The sequence below is a fragment of the Veronia pacifica genome (assembly GCF_001707825.1).
GTDB lineage: Bacteria > Pseudomonadota > Gammaproteobacteria > Enterobacterales > Vibrionaceae > Veronia > Veronia pacifica.
The window spans coordinates 20,544-46,488 of record NZ_LYBM01000021.1 but is presented as its reverse complement, the minus strand read 5'-3'; the positions used below and the strand labels follow the sequence as shown (position 1 = coordinate 46,488).

General features: G+C 46.3%; 24 protein-coding genes and 1 pseudogene. 16 read left to right on the top strand and 9 right to left on the bottom strand.

The features are described 5' to 3' along the window. Nucleotides 1–504 precede the first annotated feature (504 nt). Nucleotides 505–1,278: a Zn-ribbon-containing protein gene (locus A8L45_RS12395; protein ID WP_068902706.1), complete on the bottom strand. Its 774-nt coding sequence runs from the start codon at nt 1,276–1,278 to the stop codon at nt 505–507. A gap of 253 nt (nt 1,279–1,531) precedes the next feature. On the opposite strand from A8L45_RS12395, the gene A8L45_RS12390 reads away from it, so the two are divergent. From A8L45_RS12390 to A8L45_RS12355, 8 genes are all read left to right on the top strand, one after another. After that, nucleotides 1,532–1,765 (top strand): DUF2789 family protein, encoded by a 234-nt coding sequence (locus tag A8L45_RS12390; RefSeq protein ID WP_068902704.1) that lies wholly within the window; start codon nt 1,532–1,534, stop codon nt 1,763–1,765. 11 nt (nt 1,766–1,776) lie between these two features. Beyond that, nucleotides 1,777–2,049 carry a hypothetical protein gene (locus tag A8L45_RS12385; protein ID WP_068902702.1) on the top strand — a complete coding sequence of 91 codons (273 nt, stop codon included), beginning with the start codon at nt 1,777–1,779 and terminating at the stop codon, nt 2,047–2,049. A 164-nt stretch (nt 2,050–2,213) separates the two neighbouring features. Further along, nucleotides 2,214–3,059: an NADPH-dependent 7-cyano-7-deazaguanine reductase QueF gene (gene queF / locus A8L45_RS12380; protein ID WP_068902700.1), complete on the top strand. Its 846-nt coding sequence runs from the start codon at nt 2,214–2,216 to the stop codon at nt 3,057–3,059. Between the two features lie 69 nt (nt 3,060–3,128). Next, nucleotides 3,129–5,399 (top strand): tetratricopeptide repeat-containing diguanylate cyclase, encoded by a 2,271-nt coding sequence (locus A8L45_RS12375; protein WP_068902698.1) that lies wholly within the window; start codon nt 3,129–3,131, stop codon nt 5,397–5,399. Nucleotides 5,400–5,507: 108 nt separating this feature from the next. Further along, entirely contained in the window at nt 5,508–7,076 is a 1,569-nt protein-coding gene (locus A8L45_RS12370) for a GGDEF domain-containing protein (protein ID WP_068902696.1), read from the top strand. A 317-nt stretch (nt 7,077–7,393) separates the two neighbouring features. Further along, on the top strand, nt 7,394–8,764 hold the full coding sequence (gene ppnN, locus A8L45_RS12365) for a nucleotide 5'-monophosphate nucleosidase PpnN (protein ID WP_068902694.1): 1,371 nt from the start codon (nt 7,394–7,396) through the stop codon (nt 8,762–8,764). Nucleotides 8,765–8,833: 69 nt separating this feature from the next. After that, nucleotides 8,834–9,604: a flap endonuclease Xni gene (gene xni / locus A8L45_RS12360; RefSeq protein ID WP_068902692.1), complete on the top strand. Its 771-nt coding sequence runs from the start codon at nt 8,834–8,836 to the stop codon at nt 9,602–9,604. 44 nt (nt 9,605–9,648) lie between these two features. Beyond that, on the top strand, nt 9,649–10,113 hold the full coding sequence (locus A8L45_RS12355) for a hypothetical protein (RefSeq protein ID WP_068902690.1): 465 nt from the start codon (nt 9,649–9,651) through the stop codon (nt 10,111–10,113). 49 nt (nt 10,114–10,162) lie between these two features. Here the strand turns inward: A8L45_RS12355 and rlmM are convergent, their stop codons facing one another. The 4 genes and pseudogenes from rlmM to A8L45_RS12335 all read right to left on the bottom strand — a co-directional run bounded on the left by rlmM (nt 10,163) and on the right by A8L45_RS12335 (nt 13,206). After that, nucleotides 10,163–11,230, bottom strand: coding sequence for a 23S rRNA (cytidine(2498)-2'-O)-methyltransferase RlmM (gene rlmM, locus A8L45_RS12350; RefSeq protein ID WP_068902688.1), 1,068 nt, complete (start codon nt 11,228–11,230; stop codon nt 10,163–10,165). A gap of 62 nt (nt 11,231–11,292) precedes the next feature. Further along, a complete protein-coding gene (locus A8L45_RS12345; protein WP_068902686.1) occupies nt 11,293–11,685 on the bottom strand; it encodes a DUF423 domain-containing protein in 393 nt (130 codons plus the stop codon). Next, nucleotides 11,682–12,305, bottom strand: coding sequence for an alpha/beta fold hydrolase (locus tag A8L45_RS12340; RefSeq protein ID WP_068902684.1), 624 nt, complete (start codon nt 12,303–12,305; stop codon nt 11,682–11,684). The genes A8L45_RS12345 and A8L45_RS12340 overlap by 4 nt, the downstream gene beginning before the upstream one ends. Then, nucleotides 12,305–13,206 (bottom strand): annotated as a pseudogene (locus tag A8L45_RS12335) (transcriptional regulator GcvA). Before A8L45_RS12335 ends, A8L45_RS12340 begins: the two are co-directional and overlap by 1 nt. A 371-nt stretch (nt 13,207–13,577) precedes the next feature. On the opposite strand from A8L45_RS12335, the gene A8L45_RS12330 reads away from it, so the two are divergent. The 6 genes from A8L45_RS12330 (at nt 13,578) to phaC (ending at nt 20,023) form a co-directional block, all read left to right on the top strand. Beyond that, on the top strand, nt 13,578–14,798 hold the full coding sequence (locus A8L45_RS12330) for an aminotransferase class V-fold PLP-dependent enzyme (protein ID WP_068902682.1): 1,221 nt from the start codon (nt 13,578–13,580) through the stop codon (nt 14,796–14,798). After that, nucleotides 14,795–15,250 carry a cysteine desulfurase sulfur acceptor subunit CsdE gene (csdE, locus tag A8L45_RS12325; RefSeq protein WP_245680718.1) on the top strand — a complete coding sequence of 152 codons (456 nt, stop codon included), beginning with the start codon at nt 14,795–14,797 and terminating at the stop codon, nt 15,248–15,250. Before A8L45_RS12330 ends, csdE begins: the two co-directional genes overlap by 4 nt. Nucleotides 15,251–15,789: 539 nt before the next feature. Then, the gene (locus A8L45_RS12320) at nt 15,790–16,530 is read left to right on the top strand and encodes an SDR family oxidoreductase (RefSeq protein WP_068902679.1); all 741 of its coding nucleotides are present in this window, start codon (nt 15,790–15,792) and stop codon (nt 16,528–16,530) included. Between the two features lie 11 nt (nt 16,531–16,541). Continuing rightward, complete coding sequence (locus tag A8L45_RS12315) at nt 16,542–17,756, top strand: acetyl-CoA C-acetyltransferase (RefSeq protein WP_068902677.1); 1,215 nt, start codon at nt 16,542–16,544, stop codon at nt 17,754–17,756. 55 nt (nt 17,757–17,811) lie between these two features. Then, nucleotides 17,812–18,159, top strand: a complete 348-nt coding sequence (locus A8L45_RS12310) for a phasin family protein (protein WP_068902675.1) — start codon at nt 17,812–17,814, stop codon at nt 18,157–18,159. A gap of 61 nt (nt 18,160–18,220) precedes the next feature. Beyond that, nucleotides 18,221–20,023, top strand: a complete 1,803-nt coding sequence (phaC, locus tag A8L45_RS12305) for a class I poly(R)-hydroxyalkanoic acid synthase (RefSeq protein ID WP_068902673.1) — start codon at nt 18,221–18,223, stop codon at nt 20,021–20,023. Between the two features lie 164 nt (nt 20,024–20,187). On the opposite strand, the gene tcdA is transcribed toward phaC, so the two are convergent. Together tcdA and A8L45_RS12295 are read right to left on the bottom strand one after the other, a co-directional pair. Continuing rightward, nucleotides 20,188–20,991 (bottom strand): tRNA cyclic N6-threonylcarbamoyladenosine(37) synthase TcdA, encoded by an 804-nt coding sequence (gene tcdA, locus A8L45_RS12300; protein WP_068902671.1) that lies wholly within the window; start codon nt 20,989–20,991, stop codon nt 20,188–20,190. Between the two features lie 54 nt (nt 20,992–21,045). Continuing rightward, the gene (locus tag A8L45_RS12295; RefSeq protein WP_068902670.1) at nt 21,046–21,951 is read right to left on the bottom strand and encodes a LysR family transcriptional regulator; all 906 of its coding nucleotides are present in this window, start codon (nt 21,949–21,951) and stop codon (nt 21,046–21,048) included. Between the two features lie 130 nt (nt 21,952–22,081). On the opposite strand from A8L45_RS12295, the gene A8L45_RS12290 reads away from it, so the two are divergent. After that, nucleotides 22,082–23,413, top strand: coding sequence for an aspartate aminotransferase family protein (locus tag A8L45_RS12290; protein WP_068902668.1), 1,332 nt, complete (start codon nt 22,082–22,084; stop codon nt 23,411–23,413). A 230-nt stretch (nt 23,414–23,643) separates the two neighbouring features. Continuing rightward, a complete protein-coding gene (locus tag A8L45_RS12285) occupies nt 23,644–24,618 on the top strand; it encodes a TAXI family TRAP transporter solute-binding subunit (protein WP_068902666.1) in 975 nt (324 codons plus the stop codon). A 73-nt stretch (nt 24,619–24,691) separates the two neighbouring features. Here the strand turns inward: A8L45_RS12285 and mltA are convergent, their stop codons facing one another. Next, complete coding sequence (mltA, locus tag A8L45_RS12280; protein ID WP_390336042.1) at nt 24,692–25,753, bottom strand: murein transglycosylase A; 1,062 nt, start codon at nt 25,751–25,753, stop codon at nt 24,692–24,694. Between the two features lie 50 nt (nt 25,754–25,803). Continuing rightward, nucleotides 25,804–25,932 carry a hypothetical protein gene (locus A8L45_RS25515; protein ID WP_281181515.1) on the bottom strand — a complete coding sequence of 43 codons (129 nt, stop codon included), beginning with the start codon at nt 25,930–25,932 and terminating at the stop codon, nt 25,804–25,806. Nucleotides 25,933–25,945 lie beyond the last annotated feature (13 nt).

Below are 25,945 nucleotides of genomic sequence, written 5' to 3'. Positions count from 1 at the left end.
GCGCACCCACTATGAGGTACGCCTATATGGCTCTATTCAGCTTCACTGCCAAGTCGATGCTCCTTGCTTCATCCATGATATTTTCACTCATTCCTCAATGGCACATCCTTGCACCAGTCATCCTGACAACGACAATTCCTATACGAATCCCGTCCTCTTCCTGAGGGTGTCCACTACGCTTCCTACTTGGGCTATCGTCCTGATGGCCAACAAATGCGATTCTATTATCTCTCTGTCAATACCAGCAGCAGCCTTCCTCGCCGCCTCTCCTTTTGACACTGTCTACTCTACCTAAAGAAACTTTTCAGACAATCCAGCCTACCGCTTATTTTTCCCCAAAACGCAGCACTAAAAGGCAACTAAGGGTCATGTCGTTGATAAATATATTAAGAAACTGACAGGACCAGACCGTTTCTCAAACCAATCACTGACTTTTCCTACGATGTTGTCAGCTTTGTCTTACAACATATGCAGCCGTAAAAAGGAAGCTCATGAATTTCAGAGTTACTGAAAGTCCCACGATAGGTTGGAAACGATGCGGCAACGGTCGCATTTGAAGTCAAAAATATCATGCAGAGATTGTGGGAGACGCCACTCTGAACCGCACTTGGGGCAGCAACGACTTTCCTCTGAATCACGATCTTTACCGCCAACCCGATAGAGGTAATAGTAAGTTGGAATACCTGTAAGGTATTCTATTCTGCCTCGTATATCCCAACCTTTAATTGATAATAAACTGTCAATCTCAGTGATCTCGGCAAGCGCTGCATGCTCTGCTTTAAAGGCACCAGCCATCTGAATTTCATCACATGCTTGCCATTCAGTCTGCCACCTCACCACTGCTTTATGATCGCCATTGAAAGTGGCTGGCAAATGATAGAGAGGAATGGGTAAGAGTGAATCACCACATCGCAGCGGTGAACAGGTATGAACATAAGTCGTGTAGAGCACCTGCCAGCTTCGCTCCGAGTTATCCGCACTAGCCTCAGAATTCAAATCTCTGCCAAGAACACGTACTTTAGGCGACAACAAACATGCCTCAGACAGTTTTTTCATCGCCCCCATCACCTGCCCACTGTGGTGAACCGGGTTCAGGCTATCCTGTTCCGGGCAAACTGCACGAACCTGAAAAAGGCCATCGCCCATTACCATTGGAAATTCGCGGCCCAATACCTGGCCGTTATACCTCAGCGCATCCATCAGGCCGTTAACCGCGCGGTCTACGGCAGAGATGGTGGTATTATCGAAGCATTCGAACGTCAGCTCCACGACAAACATATCTTGCTACCCTGTCAATCCCGGCTTACGTACTTGCCGGACTCTTCAAAACGGGCAGTTTACCGAATTTGTCGCCAAAGCTCAGTGGCAATTTCGGTCATCATTTTCAGCAATGAATCAAAAGTGATAATTCCATTGATAATGATGCTTGCTGTTATTAAGCCGTTCAACGTATGCTTAAATCAAATCTTAAAGCACCTGATAAAGGTAATGACATCAGGCGCCTATATTTGGGACAGGGGAAGGTATCGATATGGAAGTTTTTAAACATAATTTGGAAAATCTCTTCAGCCAATTGGGTCTGGCATCAGACAGTGAGTCAATAGAGCATTTTCTTTCAGAACATTCTTTATCCGCCTCAACGCCTCTTCAGGAAGCAGCATTCTGGTCACTATCGCAGAAACAGTTTTTATCAGAAGCCCTGTTACAAGATGCTGACTGGAGTGAGCAGATCGACTTGCTGGATGCGCGTCTTCGTCAGGAATAGAAGTAATAACAATGACAACTAATTATACTCAGGCACTGGAAGACGCGATTTCGCAACTGGTCAACGATGGGAAACAGCCCAGTGTTGCTCTAATAAAAAGCAGGCTGGGCGTGACAGTACCCATGCCATTGGTCATCACAGCATTACAACGATGGAAGAAAAATGGTGTTGTCCCAAAAGTGGAAAAAGTGCCAGCCGAGCAAAGTGACAAAGAGCGCATTCGAGCCCTTGAGGAACAGGTAAGCAAACTTGAGGCACGTATTGCGCTATTAGAGTCTAAGTGATCAGAAAACGGTTAATAGGCTTTCTGACCGAAAATGACCCAAAACATTGGCTTTTTTTCACTCGAATCAGTCATACGTTCTTTATTGATACGGTTTCAAATAGCATGCGCTGATAAATTTAAGTACACTCAGCGCAACAAGTATCCAAATTCGGCAACATCGTAATGAGCAACTATGACAATGCCAGTGAGCTGGCAAACCTGACGCTTGGTCAACAGACTGAATATAAGGAACAATACGCGCCGGAACTGCTTCAGCCAGTTCCCCGTAGCCTTAACCGTGAAGAGCTAGAACTGAAAGACGTTCTGCCTTTCACTGGTTACGATATCTGGAGTTTATATGAACTGTCGTGGCTGAATGATAAAGGCCTGCCTCAGGTCGCCCTGGGCGAAGTCAGGTTGCCAGCCTCGAGTCCGAATCTTATTGAGTCAAAATCATTCAAGTTGTACCTGAACAGCTTTAACCAGACCCGTTTTTCATCATGGCAGGATGTGGTTGAAGCTCTGGCTAAGGATCTGTCGGCCTGCGCAGGCGCAGAGGTGGATGTCACTGTACTACCACTCGACGAATTTGACGATCAGCCTATTGTTAGCATCGGTGGTGAAAACATTGATAATCAGGATATCAGCATCGACAGCTACGAGCTTGATCCTTCTTTGCTTGAGGGAGCAACGGGCGATGATGTTGTGACTGAGACACTGAGCAGTAATCTTCTGAAGTCAAATTGTCTGATCACCAATCAACCAGACTGGGGTTCAGTTCGTATTGCCTACACAGGGAAGCAAATCAACAGGGAAAAACTGCTCCGCTATATTGTGTCATTCAGGCGTCACAATGAATTTCACGAGCAATGTGTGGAACGCATGTTCTGCGACCTAATGAAATATTGCCAACCGGAGTTCCTGACTGTGTACGCCCGCTACACCCGACGTGGCGGCTTGGACATTAATCCATACAGAACCAACATGGGCAAGACACCCAGCGAAAACAACCGCCTGGCAAGACAGTAACAGCTTCTGGCACCGTGCTCTTTCGGTGCCATAATCATCTTCAAGCATTAGGGCTCAAAGACAACCAGTATGCGTTTACGGACAGTTATTCTTCTACTCTCGCTGGTATTTAGTACCGACACGTTAGCAAAACTCTATTCTGCTCCCGTATTGACGGAAGCGGAAGGCATGCTTGCAACGGCGCCGGACAAGTCATTAAAAATGACACAGAACTTTCTCGACCAACGCAGATTGTCCCTCAATCCCAAACGCCCCCATACGACCAATGAAACAGACCGTACAGTCAGAACGCCCCTCAATACTACCTATGCGTACCTGATTATCGCCAAAGCGAACAGTTTACTCAGTAACCCGACAGAGGCGTGGAAGGCTCTGGAGCAGGCCAAAGAAATGTCAGATGCCAACAAACTGACAATGACAAAGATGGATATTCTCTACACAGAGGCCCTTCTTCATTACCAGCTCAACCGGAATCACACTGAAGCACTGCGTCTGCTGAAGGAGCTTGCTCAACAATTTCCAGAAAAAGTGTCGCGAACCCCGAGTCAGTCTGAGCTTGCATTCGAAGCGGCATTACTCAAAGCCGATATCCTGTCTAAGAAAGAACCGGAAGAAGAGATACTGGCTCAATTTGATGCCGCTCGACAAGAACTTGGCACCGATCCTAATCTTCAGCTAAAAGTTCGTCTTCAGATCATGCTGGGTAACTATTTCCTCTCACAACAGCAATATGAGAAAGCACTGTCCGAGCTGCTTAGTGCTTTCTGGATCGCCAGTGAAAATGAATTTGTTGCCGATATTGCAACCACAAATATCAGTCTGGCAGAACTGTATAAACAGCGCGGCGCTCTACATAAAGCACTGCTTCATGCCAATCAGGCAGCAGAATTTTACGAACACTTCAAACTAATGCGTGGCCTGTCACGAGCTCAAACCTTACTAGCCAATATTTATGAGCTTCAGCGTCGTTATAATTTTGCTCTCGTCCATTATTTCAATGCTCTGGATATTGAACGTGATTTAGGTAGGCTGAGTCAGCAAGCCGAGATAAAAGTTGCTATCGCCAATACTTATCTGGAGCTGCTGCATTACCCGCTGGCAGAACAGTATGTCTCTGACGCTATTGCAGCGGCTATTGCTGCTGACGAGCCTTCCAAGCTCGCTCAGGCCTATATCCTTCAGGGTGAGCTGTCGATGGAGCTTCAGAAAGTCGATCAGGCTATAAAGGTACTCAATCAGGCGGTGAACATTGTTGAACAGAACAATGACAGAGCATTACTGTCCCGGGCCTTGAAAAAACTATCATTCTGCTACGAGGTCAAGGGCGACTTTTATCAGGCATTACTGATTCAGCGCCGTTATGACCAGCTGGCAGAGAGAGATCAGGACAGAAAGCAGTTACAGGAAGCAAAATCATTTAAGCAGCGGGAAAGAGTTATAGAACGCCAGTTGCAATTCGATGATCTTGAGCGCCGGCAGGAAGAAAGCGAGCATACGTTGCTTGAACAAAAGAAAATCAACTATTTCCTGTTCGGCAGCCTTTGCGTTCTTTTGCTGCTGCTTATTCTCAGGCACCGTTCGGCGAACTTCCGCCGCGAGCAGCTTAATGAACTGCGTAAAGATTATTACACTCAGCCTCATAGCGGGCTGAAAAACCTCCGGATGCTCAATGATCGTCTGCCAAATTCAATAGAAAAGAGTAACGCCCATTTTGAGCAGTGGTATCTGGGAGAAATGATCCACGAGCCGCTGAGCGATCGCTTACGTTTTGCCATGTTTGAGGTGCCCTTCCTTAAAACCATTCACATGCAATACGGTTATCAGCAAGGGGTAAAACTTGAAAAAAGTCTGGGAGATTTCTTCAAAAAGAAAATTGTTGAGCCTTCAAGAATGTATCACTTCTCCGATAACATGTTTGTATTGATTGAGCCTCAGGCCTATAGCAATCAGGAACCTTCTTTACTGGCCGATAAAGTGCAAGCCTTGGTTGACGAGTTTCTTCGTACCTTGGGTGACAACAATATTAATAGCAATATACGGATTGGTATGGCGGAGTATCCATTCGTACCCAGAGCATATACGACGATCAATGATCAGGATTTGCTGGATATACTGTTGATGGCGACCAGTGCGGCCCGACAACTCAGCCGTGAAACAAACAAAAGCGAGTGGGTACATCTCAGCGCTATTGAATCAGCGCCAGCAGCCAGTTTTGTTAATACGGACATTCGTAAAGCCTGTCTGGAATGTATCAGCTCTGGCTTAGTTAAGGTAAGAACGTCATCACACCTCAGTATTAACTGGCAGTCGGTTCACGGTTCTGAGAAAATATTTCCTTGATTAATTGATAAAAGCACCAGTACACCTTTATCACAGGTGAGAATTTGGTTAATGTTCTGAAAGCAACATTATGTCCGCTCAGAACGGGTAAATTCCCTTGGTTATGTTATGCATTCAGCAAAATTTCCTTCAATTCATCCCATTGATGATAAGCAGCCTCCAGAAAGGCAGCTGGAACACGCACAACTTGCCTTCAGGGATTTATCGCTGAAGTGCCGACGGGAAACGACAATATTAAAACGTCTCTTATCACGTCTTATCGCATCCCACAGTAAAGAAAACTCCTCTCAGGCGCATATTCTCAAGGAAATAAAACACCGAATAGACACACAGGCAGATGTCAGCTCGCTTATTCCGCAGTTGGCGGTAGCAGAAAGAGCAGTTATTAAATACAACAACGACTGTGACATGCACAAAAAAGCACTTGCGGAGCAGATATCTGCCAGTGCAGAACAATTGAAAGCACTTTTCAGCTTACCCCCCCAACTTAAACGCGATGTCCGCCAACTTGAAGAGCAGGCAAAAAGTACTGGCTACTCGCATCATCGGGTTATTACCGAAATGCTCAAGCTCTACGACAGAGCCGTTAAACTTCTTTCGGTCCCCGGACACCCTCTGGGCGGATCGGAACAGCAAGATCTTGACCGATTTCACCAATTATCGACTGAACTGCAAACTCTGATAAGCGGTCTCGATTTTGAAGGAGAGACTGGCGAAGCATTGCTGGATATTCGAAAACAACTGATGCTGAGCCCTGAGCCAAAAGCCTTGATGGAGCTCACCCTCAGTGCAATGCAATTCATTCTGTCTGGCACCAAGCAGGAAAGAGATGCATCAAAAGTTATGCTAAACCGCTTCAGTGATGAGCTGTCAGATATTTCCAGTCATACCGATATTGCACTTGAAGAGGCGGGTACCCTGATTGCACAGCGGGAAGTAATGCAAAGAGAGCTGAGAAGTGCCGCTGATTCCATTAACAATGGCTTAGATAGATTCAGAACCATGGATGAGGCAAGACCTGAGCTGTTTAGGCTGACAGAGAAGCTGGAAGCCTTATCAGAACTCAACCACCAGCTGAATAACCGCGAAGATCGCCTCATTAATCAGCTGAAAAATGCTGAGAGAAAGCTTGAAGAGCTAGCGAAAGACACAACAGAGCATCGCCGTCGTCTCGGAGAACAGGAACGTAAACTCCTACTCGATCCACTGACTAAAGTGTACAACCGTCACGCACTCGATGGGCGTCTCGACCACGAATATCGAAATTGGCTTCGTTACCAGACTCCGTTAACAACTGCCATGATTGATATCGATCACTTCAGTAAAATCAATGAGAGCTATGGTCATACTGTCGGGGACAAAATCTTACAGGTTGTAGCCCGAACCATTCATCAGTGCCTACAAAAAACCGACTTTATTGCTCGATTTGGCGGAGAGGAGTTTGTTCTGGTGATCCCTGATACTGATAAAAATGATATTCAGGAAACCCTGCAGAACTTATGCAAAACCGTATCCAGGCTACCACTCAAGTGCAATAACGAAAGAATAAAAGTCACGGTTTCAGTGGGTGTCAGCCATTTTCGGGAAAAAGATAATCCAGAGATTGTCATGGAGAGAGTCAGCACAGCCCTATCTACAGCAAAATCTTACGGTCGTGATCAGGTCATCTGGTTATAATCTCTCAGCATCTACTCCATACAATCTGCTTATCATCTCAAGTCTTATTAAGTTCGTCTGGCAACGTTAATCACACGCCATTAATGGCGCGATACTCAACAGACACACAAAGCCGACCTGTACTGTATTTAAAACGGTAATTCGTCTACACCAGCGATGCCTATTTCCTTCATCAAAGGATATTGTGATTGGTCTAACACCTCGCACATTAAGCTGGTCAAAGCGTTTCTCACTGTGTATGTTTAATTAACACACTGATTTTTAATAAAGTCTGTTTTTGAACTTTAATGTGTGTTTGACCTTCACAGGAGGTGACTATGATCACTCACATCAGCCCAGTCGGGGCAATGGATCTACTGTCTCAGCTGGAAGTGGATCGACTAAAAAATACCGCAAAAAGTGATCTCTACCGTTTATATCGGAACTGTTCACTGGCGGTACTCAACTCAGGCAGTCATACAGACAGCTCCAAAGAGTTACTCGAACAGTACAATACCTTTGATATCCGCGTCATGAGACGTGAGCGTGGTGTAAAACTCGAACTGACTAACGCACCAGAACACGCTTTTGTCGATGGCAAAATAATACGCGGCATACAGGAACATATGTTTTCTGTTTTACGGGATATCGTTCACGTAAATGTTCAGCTTGAACACGCCAGTGTGTTTAACCTGACCAACTCTAACCATATTACTAACCTTATTTTTGACATACTGCGAAATGCCAACACCCTCCTGCCTGGCAGAGACCCCGATTTAGTGGTTTGCTGGGGTGGACACTCAATCAACGAAATCGAATATCAGTACACCCGGGAAGTGGGACATGAGATGGGACTCCGTGAACTCTGTATCTGCACAGGCTGTGGACCAGGAGCGATGGAAGGCCCAATGAAAGGCGCTGCCATAGGCCATGCAAAACAACGTATTACACAATCGCGTTTTCTTGGACTCACAGAACCATCAATCATCGCTGCCGAGCCACCTAACCCGATAGTCAATGAATTGGTGATCCTGCCTGATATAGAAAAACGCCTTGAAGCTTTTGTTCGTATGGCACATGGCATAGTGATTTTCCCCGGCGGTGCCGGCACTGCGGAGGAGCTGCTCTATCTATTGGGTATACTGATGCACCCAGAGAACGCCAGCCAACCGATGCCTGTAGTTTTGACGGGGCCAGAGGAAAGTGCCAATTACTTCCGTGTTATTGACGAATTTATTCGTGACGTATTGGGTGAAGAAGCAACCAAGTACTATGAAATTGTTATTGGCGACCCGGTGAAAGCAGCCAGATTGGTCAAAGAAGCAATGCCTGCGGTAAAAGAACACCGCAAAGCAACAGGCGACTCTTACTCTTATAACTGGTCATTGAAAATCGCACCAGAGTTCCAACTTCCCTTCGAGCCTAACCATGAGAACATGGCGAATCTCGACCTACACATGAACCAAAGACCGGAATTGCTGGCGTCAGCCTTACGTCAGGCGTTTTCAGGAATTGTCGCGGGTAATGTCAAGGAAGAGGGGATTCGTGAAATAGAACGTAACGGACCGTTTAAGATAAATGGTGATACCGTGTTAATGAAGAAAATGGACAAACTGCTACGCGGATTTGTCGAGCAACAGAGAATGAAACTACCGGGCACTGCCTATGTTCCCTGTTATGAGATCGTGCAGGACAGCAATAAACGCTAAGCCTTTCATTTCCCAATGATCCTATTAGAATGGCCTTAATCGGCCATTCTTTTTACTGCATAGAGTCTTATGACGATAAATCTCGTGATCATCGATGCCATGAACCTCATTCGCAGGGTACATGCCGCTCAACCTAATCCTGACGATATTTCTGCTGTGGCACAGGTTTGTGGCAAGGCACTTAACAAGATTATTTCATCCACCCAGCCCACCCATATGGTTGCTGTATTTGATCACGTTGGTCAGGACAGAGGCTGGCGCGCCGAACTCATTCCTGAGTATAAACAGGGTCGTAAACCCATGCCTGAATCTCTGGAAAAAGGATTAGATACCATTCAAGACGCCCTCTGGTCACTGGGGATAGATTCTTTGCTATCAAGCGGCGATGAAGCGGACGATATGATTGCAACACTCGCCGACAAAGTCGCCAGCCGTCAAGGTCAGGTGACCATAGTGTCGACGGATAAAGGTTACTGCCAGCTACTTCACCCCAGCATCAGGATCCGGGATTATTTTCAACAACGCTGGCTGGATGCGCCTTTCATCGAAAAGGAATTTTCTGTCCGTCCCGAGCAGCTGACAGATTACTGGGGACTGACTGGAATCAGTTCAAGCAGCGTGTCCGGTGTGCCGGGAGTGGGGCCCAAAACGGCCGCTTCACTGCTAGATACCTACCCCTCACTCAGCGAGATTTTTTCAGCCACTGACTTACCGGCGAAATGGCAAAAGAAACTCGATGGCCATCAAGAAATAGCTGAAAAGTGTAAACAGATAGCCACATTAAAAACCGACATTGCACTTGGTTTTAATCTTCAAGACATTAGATTCACGAGAAATTAGAGTGATATAACTCGCAAAGTATATTCATGTCCTATATTTAAGACATGAATATAAAAAACATCATTAAATACAAGGTTATATCACTTTTCTTCAGCCTGCTGATAAGTACCAGTCTTCAGGCAAATGAAGTAGAACTGGTGCTGGATGCCGTGTCGCACCATGTTAATGCTACAGCTCAGTTCACTGAACATCACAATGCGTTTGGTGCTGGTTACAAAAATATAGAAGTGATGACCTTCATCAATAGCTTCGGTGTACGGAGCTATGCTGGTGATCTAAATATCCAACACAGCCTGGTCAATGACCACCTCTGGGTAGGCCTAAAAGTGGGGGCTGTTTATGGCTATGGGGGGATAGAGCGTTATCCCGATGTCATGCCCTATGTCGCACCCTATGTTAAAGGATATATGGGCGGACTCGGTGTCAGTATGATGGCATTACCCTCTTACGGGCAAAAAGCAGACGCCGTTGTCATTTTTATGGCGAGACTCAGGCTGAACTTGCAATAACCCGCCCCAACGTCGAGGCGGGTGACATACCTGAATAAATAACCTTCGATCAGTTCAGGCGTCTGAGATGAACCGTTACTTCTTCCCTGTCGTGATAAAGATGCTTCGCCTGAAGCTCAAACTTAACCCCATTTTCTATCAGAAAACGTCTCAGGTTATCGATATCTTCTTTCACCTCTTCATAGCGTCGATTCATCGGTAACTTTAGGTTAAACATGGCCTCTTTCGCCCATCGTTGAATGATCCACTCTCCCATCAACTGCGCAACACGGGCGGGTTTTTCCACCATGTCGCAGACCAACCAGGTCACATTTTTACGTGGGGGCTCAAACTTGAATCCATCAACTGCATGGTGTTTGACCTGTCCTGTCTCCATTAGGCTGTCAGCCATCAAGCCATTATCAATGGCATGGACAAACATAGAACGCTTCACCAGTTGATAGGTCCATCCACCAGGGCAGGCACCAAGGTCAACCGCCCACATTCCGGATGCCAAACGCTCATCCCACTCAGATTTGGGAATAAACGCATGAAAGGCCTCTTCCAGCTTCAGGGTAGATCGACTGGGTGCATCGGCAGGAAACTTAAGGCGGTGGATCCCCATGTAATGTGGCGAATTGTTCGTTGTTAACGAGTAACCGACGAAACAACAGCCCGGTGCAATAAAACAGACATGCAAAACAGGTTTTCTTGGATTGTCTTTTGCCAGCATGACACCGCGCTTACGCATCGCCTGTCGCAGTGGAACCGTAAATTTCCTGCAGAATTTCAACAGCTCTTTAGCACTGTCGTTATCCGGTGTTTCAACGCGAATATCACCACACTTTGGCACTTCATCTGCCACTGTCAGGAGCGGTGAGATCCTGTCTCCCGGATCAAGGTCGCTAAACTGACTCACTACAGCAATCATCTGACGTGCAAACAGCAGTGAGTCCAGAGGAAGATCGCTGAGCAACTTCTCTGTATCTCCATTCTGATAACACTCAAAAAGTACGTAACCAGAGTTCCTTTCTGTACGTGGGAAGCCATAGACTTCAATTCCTGTGGCTTTATCCTGAATCTCGGCTGCACATTCTTTTTCAAAGCCGGGACGACAATACAATAAGATCTGGTTCACTACTCACGCCTTTTTGCAGAGGAAAAATCGACGCGCCATTATCCTTGAGCAGAACGATAAGCTCAAGCCTTAACCGAGTCTGTATCCGGTCGCCAAAAAGACCACGCAGCAGTAAACCAACCAAGGATTAACAACACCCCACCAATTGGCGTTACAGGTCCAAGCCATTTCATACCGGTAATTGCGAGACCGTAAAGGCTGCCGCTGAAGAAAATGGTCCCAATAATCATCAGGAGTGACGCTCTACCAAGTCGTCGGGAGGGAAATCTCAACATTGCTGAGCCAAGGCCAACAAGCGCAAGTGCATGCCAAAATTGATACTGAACGCCTGTATGAATAATGGATAGGGCATAGGATGAAAGGTGCGCTTTCAGACCATGTGAGGCAAAGGCTCCGGTCATTACTGCCAACGCGCCTAATATACAGCCTATTGCCAGCGTCTTATTCGCATTCATAACATTGCCTTTTTTATAAACTCGGCCAGCTTTTCAGCAGCCTGCTGACGATTATCCGAATCACTGAAGCCTGACGCTTTTCGGGGTTTGAAACTGTGGTCGCCATCTGGCAGGAAATGAAGAAAGACTGATGGAGATAAAGGATAGTCAGTCAGTTCCTGACGATTACCGAACGTGTCCCTCTCTCCCTGAAGAATCAGCAGCGGTTTGTTAATACTACTCAGATGTTCGCCCTTATCTTTTTCGGGCTTACCCGGCGGATGCAGGGGAAAGCCAAGGCAGGCAACAGCAGCTACATCCTGACGCTCAGTAAGGTGACTGGCCATTCTTCCCCCCATTGATTTTCCGCCAATCACAACATTGCCATCAGCATATTGGTCAAGAACAGCGTTAAATGCGTCAAGCAGTTTGGGGGCCCTGTCGGGTGGACGGCGCTTACCATCAATCTTACGCTTTTCCATATAAGGGAAATTAAAACGGAGCACGCGTATTCCAAGCGTACTGAGACGAGACGCCATATCCTCCATGAACTCATGATCCATACCAGCACCCGCACCATGGGCAAAAATGAACGTCATACCCTGATCATTATCAGGACCATTGATTAATACATCTGTCATTAGGTGTAACTCTCTTGTTCTGAGATAGCTTTGGCGAGTATCCAATCGCGAAAAGCAGTAATACGGCCGGATTCAGCATCTTTATCATGGCTGACCAGATAAAAGGCGTTATTACTCATCAACACATCATCGAAAGCTCTTACCAGCCTACCTGACTCAAGCTCTGGCTGAGCAAGTACATTGTTGCCCAATGCAATACCATGTCCGAGAGCAGCGGCCTGCAAAACCATTGCTGAGTGACTGAATATCGGCCCTTGGTTCACATTGACCTGATTTAGCTTGTGGTAACGGGCAAATGCTTTCCAATCCTTACGCGTACCGTCATGCAACAGAACATGCTTTTTCAGATCATCCAACGTGTGAATCGCCTTATCTCCTGTCATCAGTGACGGACTACAAACCGGCAAGAGGCATTCCTGATAGAGCATGTCGCAGCGCAGACCCGGCCAGTTGCTCGGCCGTAGTAAATCGCAACGTCAACGTCCTCGGTCAAGGATCCTTCCTCAAGATCTACCGCTTTGATCCTGACATCAATTTCCGGGTGCTGATGATTGAAGTCAGCCAGTCTTGGTACCAGCCACTGAATAGCGAAGCTTGGCGGCAAACTGATGGTAAGTGCACCTTTACTGCCGCGCTCAAGTACTTTACTGGTCGCATCTGAAATAGAGGTGAAAATATCGCGGATATCCTGAAAGTAACTTTGTCCCTCTTCTGTCAGTAACAGTGAGCGATTTCGACGGCGGAATAATTTCAGGCCAAGAAAATCTTCAAGGGCTTTAATCTGATGACTTACTGCAGCTTGTGTGACAAACAACTCTTCTGCCGCTCTGGTAAAACTCAAGTGTCTCGCTGCAGCCTCGAAAACTCGTAGGGAGTTGAGAGGTGGTAAACGTCTGGCCATACCGCTCCTTTGGATTAGATATTCTTATGTGAAACATTATTTATTGTCCGTTGTTACAGCGTGCGTTACAACCTATAGTTGCACCGCACCACAGAGATAGCGGTCCCTGCCGTAAATTCTGACTGGTAGCGATGTTGTGTTTGCAATTTTTCCGGCTTGCCGGACGATAGTACCTTTCTACTATCACACTTCCTGATTTTTTGGCGTGATATGCCATAGATTATTTTTGGCACTGGGCAGCTTTGCTCAGTGCTTTTTTCTTTTTCAACACCCGCTGAATTCCTATCTGCTCTTACAATTTACTTGAGTTACTTTTATATAAAAGCGATCATCGCCTACCCTTTTATTGTGCACCGAATAGCGTTATCATCATGAGCCAACTGTTTAATATTGATTTGATCCGTTCTCAATTTCCCTCGCTGGATCTTGTCGTCAATGATAAACCACTGATCTACTTTGACAGTGCCGCCACAACACAAAAACCACAATGTGTCATTGACTCACTCAACCAATATTATTCGGGAGGGAATGCCAATGTTCATCGCGGTAGCCATTCACTGACTGGCTCCTCTACCCGTCGTTTCGAAGCCGCACGGAGAACAGTGGCTGACTTTCTTTGCGTGAATCATGACGCTATTGTCTGGACCAAAGGAGCAACCGAAGCGCTCAACCTCATTGCACAAAGCTATGCCAGAACCAATTTATCGCCAGGGGACGAAATTCTGGTAAGTGAAATGGAGCATCATGCCAATATCGTTCCATGGCAATTGGTCGCTGAACAAACCGGAGCCAAGATAGTCAAACTTCCGGTGGATCCAGAGACGTGTACACTGGACATGGATGCCTTTTATCAACGTCTTACAGAAAGAACCAAGATTGTTGCCGTCTGCCATATCAATAATGTTACTGGTACCCGAAATCCCATTGAGGAAATCATTGAGGCGAGCCATCGCATTTGCGCAGTGACAGTAATCGATGGCGCACAGGGGATTGTGCACGAGCGGCTAGACCTAACCCGACTGGGTGCAGATTTCTACACGTTTTCGGGTCACAAACTTTTTGCACCTGCTGGTATAGGCGTGCTTTATGGTAAACCGCAGTTGTTGGACGCTATGCCTCCTTGGCACGGGGGCGGAAAGATGGTTGAAAAGGTCTCGTTCGAAGGAACACAATTCTCACAATCACCAACAAAATTTGAAGCAGGTACACCAAATGTAGCGGGAGTGATCGCGCTGGCAGACGCGATCCATTGGTTTAATAATATTGACCTTATTGGTGCAGAGCAACATATCGCCTCATTGCAAAAATCACTCTACCAAGGGCTCAGCCAGATTCCGGATCTTAGGGTTGTTGGCTATCAACCTGGAAGCAGCATAGTGTCTTTTGTCATAGACGGTGTTCATCCATCTGATATTGCTACCTTGCTCGACCAACAGGGTATTGCAGCCCGATCAGGCCACCATTGCGCGCACCCAATGATGGACGCACTCAACGTTCCGGGGACACTGCGGGTTTCTCTGGCTATTTATAACACTCAGCAGGAAATCTCACAGTTTATTGAAGCAATGGAGATCGCCTGCGACATACTATGAATGATTTTGAAAACGTAAGAGGTTCAACCATGACAACTCTGCCATCACACCCTTTTGGCACAAAGATAACGGCTACAGATGTTCAGGACACACTAGCGTCCTGCGAGGGATGGGAGAACAGATACAGAGCCCTCATAAAGTGGGGAAAACTACTCCCATCACTTTCTGATGCCGAAAAAACGGCGAGTGTGCCTATCCCCGGTTGTGAGAGCCAAGTCTGGCTTTTATGTAAAAAGAACAATGAAACATTTCATTTCAGTGCAGACTCAGATGCAAGGATTGTTAAAGGGTTACTGGCAGTTGTGCTCGCAGTCAGTGAAGGGAAAAAAAAGTCTCAACTTCAGGACTTTGACTATGAGAAATATTTCGAACAACTAGAACTACTCAGTCATCTCAGTGAATCACGTGGCAACGGTTTGCGAGCCATCGTCAATTTTATTAAATGCCTTTAAATCCGGCATTCCTGAGCGTTCTACAGATAAATAACAAACTTTAGGATGACTAATAATAGATACATTATTAATGTAGTATTTATATTTTTCATCCTATTTTTAAAGTCACTAAAACATCGTAAAATAAGAACTTAAACATAAAAAAACAATTTAAGCCTTAAAAGAATAAGCCACTCCCCTGAAACCCCCTTTAAACGCCACTTCATTAAGTGAAAAACATCAAATACCTAATCTTAGAACTCACCAAAAAACCTTAAAGATCTTATATTTAACAAACAGTTAACAGCGTAAGGCTATAAAACGATCTAGATCTTGTTAACGACAATTAATCTCTATTCCTTTTGCCATGAAAAGAAATTTCATTATCTTTATGCATCAGTCACACAACCATAACAGAAAAGAATTAAGTTATCCCTAAACCGATAACGACAGTGACTAACATCAAGTTATCTTAATTTTTTTATTTCTTAATGCCTTATTTTCTGGATAAGAAAGGTTTGTTGGCTAATTACGCTTGTTGTCTACGAATGGAGTCAAAAATGAAAAAACTCGCGCTTATCACTGGTTCTAAAGGTGGAATCGGTTCAGCAATTACTGAAAAACTGGTCAAAGACGGCTATCGAGTCATTGCTACCTATTTCACTGGTAACCTAGTTTGCGCTGAGCAATGGTTCGATGAGAAAAACTTCAACCATAATCAGGTCAGATTGTTTGAACTCGATGTGACGAATACTGAAGAGTGCATTGAGAAACTGCCTAAGCTGCTTGAAGAAGAAGGAACCATCGACGTATTGGTTAACAATGCTGGAATTACCCGCGATGGCCAGTTCAAGAAAATGGCGCCGGAAAACTGGCGCGCGGTTATCGATACCAACCTAAACAGCCTTTTCAACGTAACTCAGCCACTTTTTGCAGCAATGTGCGAGAAGGGCAACTGTCGTGTGATCAACATCTCCTCAGTGAATGGACTTAAAGGTCAATTCGGGCAAACTAACTACTCAGCTGCCAAAGCAGGCATGATTGGCTTCACCAAAGCCCTCGCATTTGAAGGCGCGCGCTCTGGCGTTACCTGTAATGTTGTTGCGCCAGGCTACACTGCAACGCCTATGGTCGAAGCAATGCGTCCTGAAGTGCTAGAGTCAATCAAAAGCGAAATCCCAATGAAGCGACTGGCGCGTCCAGATGAAATCGCTTCAGCGGTGTCTTACCTGGCAAGTGACGCTGGCGCGTACATTTCAGGCGAGACGCTTTCTGTCAACGGCGGCTTGTACATGAACTAAGGAGTATTGAAATGGAAAAGGTTTATATCGTTGCCGCTAAGCGTACCCCAATTGGCGCATTCACAGGTTCTTTAAAAGACGTGCCAGCAGGCAAATTGGCTGCTGTTGCAATCAAAGGCGCACTTGAAGCTGCCAATGTTTCTGGTAATGACGTAGAAGAAGTCATTCTGGGTAATGTTGTTAGTGCTGGTCAAGGTATGGGCATAGGTCGTCAAGCTGCTATTTTCGCTGACCTGCCAGAAACTGTTCCTGCCTACAGCATCAACATGGTCTGCGGTAGTGGTATGAAAGCGGTAATGGATGCCGTTTCACACATTCGTAGCGGTGACGCAGAAGTGATTGTTGCAGCTGGCGTTGAAAATATGTCACAGATTCCATTCGCTGTTTCAGGTGCAATGCGCCAGGGCCAGAAAATGGGTGATATCGCCATGAAGGACCTGCTGATTGCTGACGGTCTTACTGACGTTTACAACGAGTACCACATGGGTGTTACTGCGGAAAACGTTGCAGAGTTGGTCGGCTTAAGCCGAGAACAACAAGACGAATACGCACGCACCAGCCAGCAAAAAGCGGTTTCAGCGGTTGAGGCAGGTCGTTTCAACGATGAAATTATCCCAGTAGAAGTAAAGCAGCGTCGTAAGTCTTTTGTCTTCGATACTGACGAATACCCAAAAGCAGATTGCACAGTTGAAGGTCTGGCAAAACTGCGTCCTGCATTCGACCGTGAAGGTACAGTCACCGCAGGTAATGCGTCTGGTCTGAATGACGGTGCGAGCGCTGTTGTTGTTGCCTCTGAATCTGCAGTTAAACGTCTTGGTCTTACTCCTGTAGCTGAAATCTCAAGCTATGCACAAGTTGGCTTGGATCCAAAAATCATGGGTCTGGGACCTGTTGGTGCCGTAACAAAAGCGCTTGAAAAAGCAGAGCTGTCTATCCAAGACATGGATCTGTTCGAGCTTAATGAAGCATTTGCAGCGCAAGCACTTGGTGTTGTTCACCAACTTGCTGATAACCATGGCGTGTCAAAAGACAGCATTCTGGAAAAAGCAAACGTAAACGGTGGTGCAATTGCACTGGGTCACCCTCTGGGTGCTTCAGGCAACCGTATTCTTGTTTCCCTCGTTCACGAACTGGAAAAACGTCAGGACACTTACGGTGTTGCGTCTCTCTGTATCGGTGGTGGTATGGGTACGGCCGTCGTTATAAAACGCGTTACTGAACAGTAATAAATTGATTTATTAATATCCCTTGCACGCAATACAAATACTCAGGAGAAACACCATGTACACAGAAATGTTTAAGACCGTTTCAGAGCAAACAGAAAAAAGCATGGCACCGTTTGTTAAGTTCAACAAACTGGTTACCAAAAATGTTGAAACTCTGACTGAGCTGCAACTGAATGCAATCCGCACTTACAGCGAAATGGGTCTTGCTCAAATGAAAGCAGCGAGCGATGTAAAAGATGTGACTTCTTTTACCGCTTTTGCTGGCCAGCAAATGAATGCTCTGACTCACCTGTCACAGCAGCTGATCGACGACAGCAACAAACTTCAGAACGTTGCTAAAGAGTTTAAAGACGAGCTTGATCATCTGGCTACCGAAAACCTGAAAGCCGCTACTCCAGCATAATTCAGGTACACTGCCCTGTTTTTTACGGGGCAGTGTAGTTTCCGATCAAGAGGGATAACTCATGTTACAAAACTTCTTCTCGGACTACCTTGTAAAACTCCAAGAGAGTAACCAGCAATGGTGGCAAGATCTTGAGCAGGGCAAGGCAGCCGTAAATTCACCTTTGAATAAAGCAATGCAAGAGATCAGTATCGACGATACTGCCCAACTGCTGGAAAATGCTGCCAAGCAACCTGCGGCAATGCTTGAAGTTCAAATGCAGTGGTGGCAGAAACAACTCGAAATCTGGCAAAACGTGGCACTGCAAGCCAACCAACAATCGGTTGTGACGCCTGAGAGAGACGACAAGCGTTTTCAGGATAAAAGCTGGCAGGATGACGCATTCTATAATTTCATCAAGCAATCCTATCTACTGTTTGGTCGTAGCCTCCTAGACACAATCAATTCCGTTGAAGGGATGGATGACAAAGCCAAAGAACGCCTTGTGTTTTTCTCCCGCCAGGCAATCAATGCGATGTCGCCAAGTAACTTTATCGCGACAAACCCAGAACTGCTTAAGCTGACTCTGGAGAAAAACGGCGAAAACTTGCTGACAGGCTTGGAACAGCTTCAGGAAGACTTAGAGTCCAGTGCGGATATTCTCAAAGTTCGCATGACCAATAATAATGCATTCCGAGTTGGTGAAGATGTTGCGAACTCAGCGGGTGATGTGGTTTACAAGAATGAGCTGTTTGAGCTGATTCAATATCGTCCATTGACGAAAAAGGTAAACGCAACACCACTGTTGATCGTTCCGCCATTCATCAACAAATATTACATCCTCGACCTGAGAGAAAAGAACTCCATGGTGCGTTGGCTTGTTGAACAAGGCCATACCGTATTTATGATGTCATGGAGAAACCCGTCTGTTGAACAACGTCATGTAGACTTTGAAAATTACGTGACCGAAGGTGTTGTTAAAGCGGTCAACGCGATTGAAGATATCACTGGTCAGCAGCAGATAAACGCAGCGGGTTATTGTATTGGCGGCACCTTGCTGGCAACAACAATTGCATACTACGCAGCGAAAAGAATGAAAGCACGGATCAAGTCTGCCTCTTTCTTCACGACGCTGCTCGATTTCAGTCAACCGGGTGAGGTAGGCGCTTACATCAACGAAAGTGTTGTTGATGCTATGACGCTACAAAACGAAGCCCGTGGGTATATGGATGGCCGCTCTCTCAGCGTGACATTCAGCCTGCTGCGTGAAAACAGCTTGTACTGGAACTACTACATCGATAACTACCTGAAAGGAAACAGCCCGGTAGACTTCGATCTTCTCTATTGGAATAGCGACAGTACAAACGTTACTGCAAGCTGCCACAACTTCCTGCTCCGTGAACTGTACCTGCAAAACAAACTGGTACAGGACAAAGGGGTCAAGGTTGGCGGTGTATGGATTGATCTGAACAAGATTAAAGTACCGAGCTACTTTATCTCTACCAAAGAAGACCATATCGCACTTTGGCAAGGCACTTACCGAGGCGCACAGAACTTAGGTGGTAACAAAACTTTCGTTCTGGGTGAATCAGGCCATATCGCGGGTATCGTTAATCACCCCGCCAAGAATAAGTATGGCTTCTGGGTCAACGATGCACTTGCTGAAACGGCTGAAGAGTGGTTTGAGGGAGCATCGCATAATCTTGGTTCATGGTGGACTCACTGGAACACATGGTTATCCACGTTCAACACAGAAGAAAAAGTTGCTCCTTATCAACAAGGTTCAGCTAACTTCCCAGTGCTGGGCGTTGCTCCGGGCGATTATGTCAAACAAGTACTGCCTGTTACGCAAAAGGTAGAGGAAAAGACAGAATCTGCTGCCTAACTCTGTGACAAACAGTTATAAACTGAAAGAGCCGCTACTCGCGGCTCTTTTTTATTCCTTCAGCCAGATGGCTTGTTGAATATTGTCCTTTGATCGTATTCTGACGACACTCCGCAATTCTCTCATTACCCCTCTGAAAAAGTTAAAGAGATGAGGGATGACAATTATTTTTTCACCGTCAACTTTTGAATGATCCTAGATACAGCTACAAACCCAAAAGTCGCTGTCACCATGGTTGCTGCACCAAATCCACTGGCACAATCCATTCTTTTCGGCCCTTCAGCATTGGACTTCGACTCGCAGACAGAGCCATCTGGTTGTGGATACTTGAGCTGCTCAGTTGAGTACACACATTCAATACCAAATTTTCGACCTTTGGTTTTGGTGAAGTTGTGGAAGCGGCGTAGGTTATTTCTTAGCTTGGCGGCCAAAGGATCCTGAATAGTTTTGGTCAGATCAGCAACTTGGATCTGAGTAGGATCAACCTGCCCTCCCGCACCGCCCACGGTAATGATTTTGATCTTATTGCGCTTACAATAAGCCAACAAAGCGGTTTTGGGTTTTATACTGTCGATGGCATCCAGGACATAATCGAAGTCAGAGGTAATATACTCTGGAATGTTTTTCTCATCGATAAAGTCATCGACCAAATTCACCTGACAGTCAGGGTTAATCGCTTTTACTCTTTCTGCCATAACATCGATTTTGCTCTGCCCCACTGTTCCTGACATAGCGTGTATCTGGCGGTTTATATTAGTGACACAGATATCGTCCATATCAATCAGTGTCAGTGAGCCGACACCGCTGCGAGCCAGTGCCTCAACAGCCCATGAGCCAACACCACCAATACCGATAACACAGATATGTGCCTGACGTAATATCTCCAGCTCACTCATTCCATATAGTCGCCGGGTTCCACCAAAACGTTGTTGGTAACTTTCAGATGCAGGTGAAGTTGAACTGGACATAATCTTGACTCTGTGACTCCGTGATAAACGCGAAAGCGGTTTATACTCGCTTGCTCATAAAATGTCTATCTGCTTGTGATTTGCCAATGTCGACCTGAACCAAAAAATTAATCGCTCAACGGTTGCTGTTCGTCTTTTATAACTGGGGCAAAACATAAAATAGCCATAGCCACTGACCAGGTTAAGTCCCGGGATATGTGTGATGTCACCGCGCTGAAGGCTGTCTGCCGCCATAAAGTCCGGGATTAGCGCGACCCCACCTCCCTGCTTTACCGCCTCAAGTGCCATAAAAAAATGCTCAAAGCCAGTGCCCACCTCAGCAAAAGCTTCGGTGACTGAGTGACGATGCCAGAACTGTTGCCAAAGCTGTGGCCGAGTGGCGTGAAGTAACGCCTTATTTTTCGCGAATATATCGTCGATATTTTTACAGTTATCGATATGATCTTGCGGTGCCACCAGCAACAGATTTTCTTCAATCAAACATTCCAATTGCTCATCGTTCGTAGACATCGGTAAACAGTGAATGGCAATATCACAATCAAGCACGTTGACGGCTGCTCCCGTCGATGTTGACCGCAACACGAGGTGTAAATCAGGAAATGCTTCAGACAATGCATTTAACCTCGGGATTAACCATAAGCTGGCCATTGAGGGCGGCAGTGATATCTCAAGCCTCACATGTTCCTGTGCCATCTGGACTACATCTGCCGTTGCGTGTTGTAGCGTTTCCATTGCTTTGATCACCCACGGCAGATAGCGTCTGCCTGCATTAGTGATTTCAATGCCGCCGCCTATCCGTTCAAACAATGGACAGCCCAGAAAAGTTTCAAGCTGTAAGATCTGCTTGCTGACGGCACTCTGACTGATATTTAGTTGTAATGCAGCGTGAGAAAAGCTATCGGACTGGGCAGCAACCATGAAGGTTTTCAATGTCTTAAGTGGAGGGTACGGTATGCTCATGATCATCCCCTTACTATGGGCCCAGCTCGCCATGAAAAAATGGAATACTCTTTGAATTTTTATCGTTTGTTGTTTAATTTTCAACCGAGACATACTTGAGAGAGGGAACGACTTATCTCAGGGATCAAAGATGACGCATATTTTGCACAGACATTGCCGGGAATCATTACCAACCGTCGACACTGGTGAGGGTGTTTATCTTATCGACACCAAGGGTAAACGCTATCTTGATGCGTGTGGGGGAGCGGCAGTATCCTGTCTGGGGCACAATCATCCTGATGTTATCTCTGCAATTCAGCGACAGGCCGAACGTATTCCATTTGCTCATACTGGCTTTTTTACTTCACAACCCGCTGAACAGTTGGCGGATAAGTTGATTGAGTTAAGCCCTGCATCACTGAGCCATGCCTATTTTGTCAGTGGTGGCTCAGAAGCTGTCGAATCAGCACTAAAACTGGCAAGGCAGTACTGGATTGAGCGTGAACAACCCAAGCGGACTCATTTTATTGGCCGCCGACAAAGTTACCATGGCAACACACTTGGGGCATTAGGTGTCGGCGGAAATCAGTGGCGACGCGCCACTTTTGCCCCCTTACTCGCGCCATCCTCGTTTATCGATCCCTGTTATTTTTATCGAAACGCAATGCCGGAAGAGACTCGCATTGAGTATGGCGAACGGGCAGCACAAGCACTGGAAGAGGAAATCCTCCGCCTTGGGCCGGAGTCGGTCGTCGGTTTCGTTGCCGAAACTTTTGTCGGTGCAACAGCCGGTGTCTTGCCACCAGAAAATGGCTATTTCCGCAGGGTCCGTGAGATATGTGATCATTACGATATTTTGTTGATACTCGACGAAGTGATGTGTGGCACAGGTCGCACTGGGACATTTTTTGCTTTTGAACAAGAGGGGATCGTGCCTGATATTGTTGCGTTGGCAAAGGGACTGGCCGCTGGGTATCAACCGATCGGGGCCGTGCTGCTTAACAAGCACATTTATCATGCTATCAATGATGGCAGCGGATTCTTTCAGCACGGTCATACCTTCCTCGCTCACCCCATTGCCTGTGCGGCCGCAAATGCCACATTAGACGTACTTGCATCCGGTCTTCTTGATGAGGTCAGTGATAAAGGTAAATCGTTTTATCAGCGTCTGGTTGAAGCATTCGGAGATCATCAGCATGTTGGGGATATCCGTGGCCGAGGTCTGTTCTGGGGCCTTGAGTTGGTTGCAGACAAGGCATCGAAAATGCCGTTCAAACCTGCAACGCAGTTACACAAACGGATTAAGCATATTGCTATGCAGCAGGGGTTGATGTGCTATCCGATGGCAGGGACGATAGATGGTCAACAAGGCCACCATATTTTGTTGGCTCCCCCCTTTATCATCAATGAGGAAGAAATACAGCATCTGGCTGAAAGGCTTACTCGATCCGTTAATGAAGCAATAGCATCAGTCAGTCTTTAAGACCAATTAATGCGGTCGAAACAAAGTAGTAAGACCACAGTAGGCGAACATCATACATTTTGATTTGTCAGGCCAATGTTAAGTTTTTTTTGGCCTGAAAACTTGGATAGATTTACCTCTATTCTTGTATGAGGTATCAAACTGCGTTCACGCATTTTTACTTTTTCCAAGGTGAGGCTACAGTGGAGACTGCGTGAAAGAGATAACATCAATGACAAGGAACAGCCATAATGAAAACACTTAAACCTTTACTCGTCGCATCTAGTATTTTCGCCGCCGTGGGTACGGTATCAACTACGGCTCAGGCCGGGCAGTTCATTACTATTGGCACAGGTGGTGTCACCGGGGTTTATTACCCAACAGGTGGTGCAATTTGTCGCCTTGTCAATAAGTCGAAAAAGGAACATGGCATCCGTTGCTCCGTCGAAAGTACCGGAGGCTCGATTTATAATATTAACACCATACGTGCGGGTGAGTTGGACATGGGGATTGCCCAGTCTGACTGGCAATATCACGCTTACAATGGCTCAAGCAAATTTGAAAAACAGGGCCCTTTCAAAAAGCTACGCGCTGTCTTCTCTGTTCACCCTGAACCCTTTACTGTCGTTGCGCGTGCCGACTCTGGTATCAAAACGTTCGAAGACCTGAAAGGCAAACGCGTTAACGTGGGCAACCCAGGTTCTGGTCAGCGCGGTACTATCGAAGTGCTGATGAATGAGATGGGCTGGTCAATGAGTGACTATAAGCAAGTCTCTGAACTGAAAGCTGCTGAGCAGTCAAAAGCATTGTGCGACAACAAAATTGATGCAATGGTTTACACCGTTGGTCACCCAAGTGGTGCGATTCAGGAAGCCACCACTGCCTGTGACAGCAAAATTGTCACCGTTGACAACGCATCTGTTTCTAAACTGGTCTCGAGCAATGATTACTACCGCACAGCGACCATTCCAGGCGGCATGTACCGTGGTAATAATGGCGATGTAAACACCTTTGGTGTTGGTGCCACTTTCGTATCATCAACAGAAGTACCAGAAGAAGTGATTTACAACGTAGTAAAAGCAGTATTTGAAAACTTTGATGACTTCCGCCGTTTACACCCTGCTTTCGCGAACCTGAAAAAAGAAGAGATGGTCAAAGATGGTCTGTCTGCGCCACTTCACCCGGGTGCTGAAAAATACTACCGTGAAGTCGGCCTGATCAAGTAACTATTCTCAGTCTGACACAGTAAAGGCGAGCATCCAGCTCGCCTTTTTCGTTTTTCGCCTCTACACATCGCGGTCAATTCAGGGTTGCAAGCTTCCAGACCCGGCCAAAATATTTGTAATGCCCGGCAGTGATACCTGCCTCTTCACCCATGCCGTGATAAAGGTCTAAATGGTTTCCTTTCACCACTCCGCCTGTATCAAGCGCCATGAGCAGTCGAAGAGTATGCTTTCCGTTCCAGTTACCCTGCTCATTAAGTTCAGGAACTTCAGCCAGAATCACTGATCCCATTGGCAGATAATCACGATCAGCCGCTACTGACGCTCCCGCTAATAAAGGAACCCCAGCAGTGCCGGTGACAGGGTGAGCATCTTTCGGTTGAAAGAAAACGAAAGAGGTATTGTGATTGAGTAGCTCCAGCACTTCATCTTTATCGTGAGCAGCAACCCACTCCTGAATCGCTTTAAGCGACATTTTCTCTCGCGGTACTTCGCCACGTTCAATCAACACCTTGCCAATACTGACATAAGGGTGACCATTTTTTCCGGCATAGGCAAAATACTCAAGATCGTCAGTGTCACCATAATGGACAAAACCACTGCCCTGTACTTCCATGATAAAATTATCAATTAGTGAGGCACTATAACCCAGCTCCAGTCCTTTTCCATCGAGTGCGCCTTGATATATTTGCTCTCGTGTCGGGCACGTATCATCACAGCTTGGCAAGCCGTAAACCGGATATCGATATTCAGCGTCTGGCTTATGTCGCATTTCAATCACGGGGGAAAAATATCCGGTAAATAAGACATTACCGTAACCATCCCCACCGCCCATCTGCTGAGGCTCTATACCGTAATTGATCAATTCGTCAGGTTGACCGCTGTCAGTAAGCCAGCGCTGAAGACGGGAGTATAACGCCTTATGCTTTTCAGTAAGGCTTGGAGATACCTCCTCTACCTTTTCAAGCTGAGGCCGAAAGCCTGAGTAGTCCCTTGGTTTGTCACTGTTCACCACCACAATAGGGTTGAGAACTTCGTCGAATGAGCCATCCAGATATTGCTGACCACGGTCCACAGGTCGGGCACATGCAGTCATCAGGAGACTGATGCTTAAAACGCCCACTAATCGGTACAAAATTTAGCCTTCTTGCATGCTGAGTTATACAAGAAGCGTGTCAGAAAACCTATTTAACTGCAACGGGCGAGGATAAACAGGATGACTCTCATCAATTGAAGACATGGCATTTGTGCTGCAACATGCTGTGATTTGCCGACCAGTGAACACTGCGCGCTCTCTTTCAGTACAATGTCTATCATTCAACACTCTGGT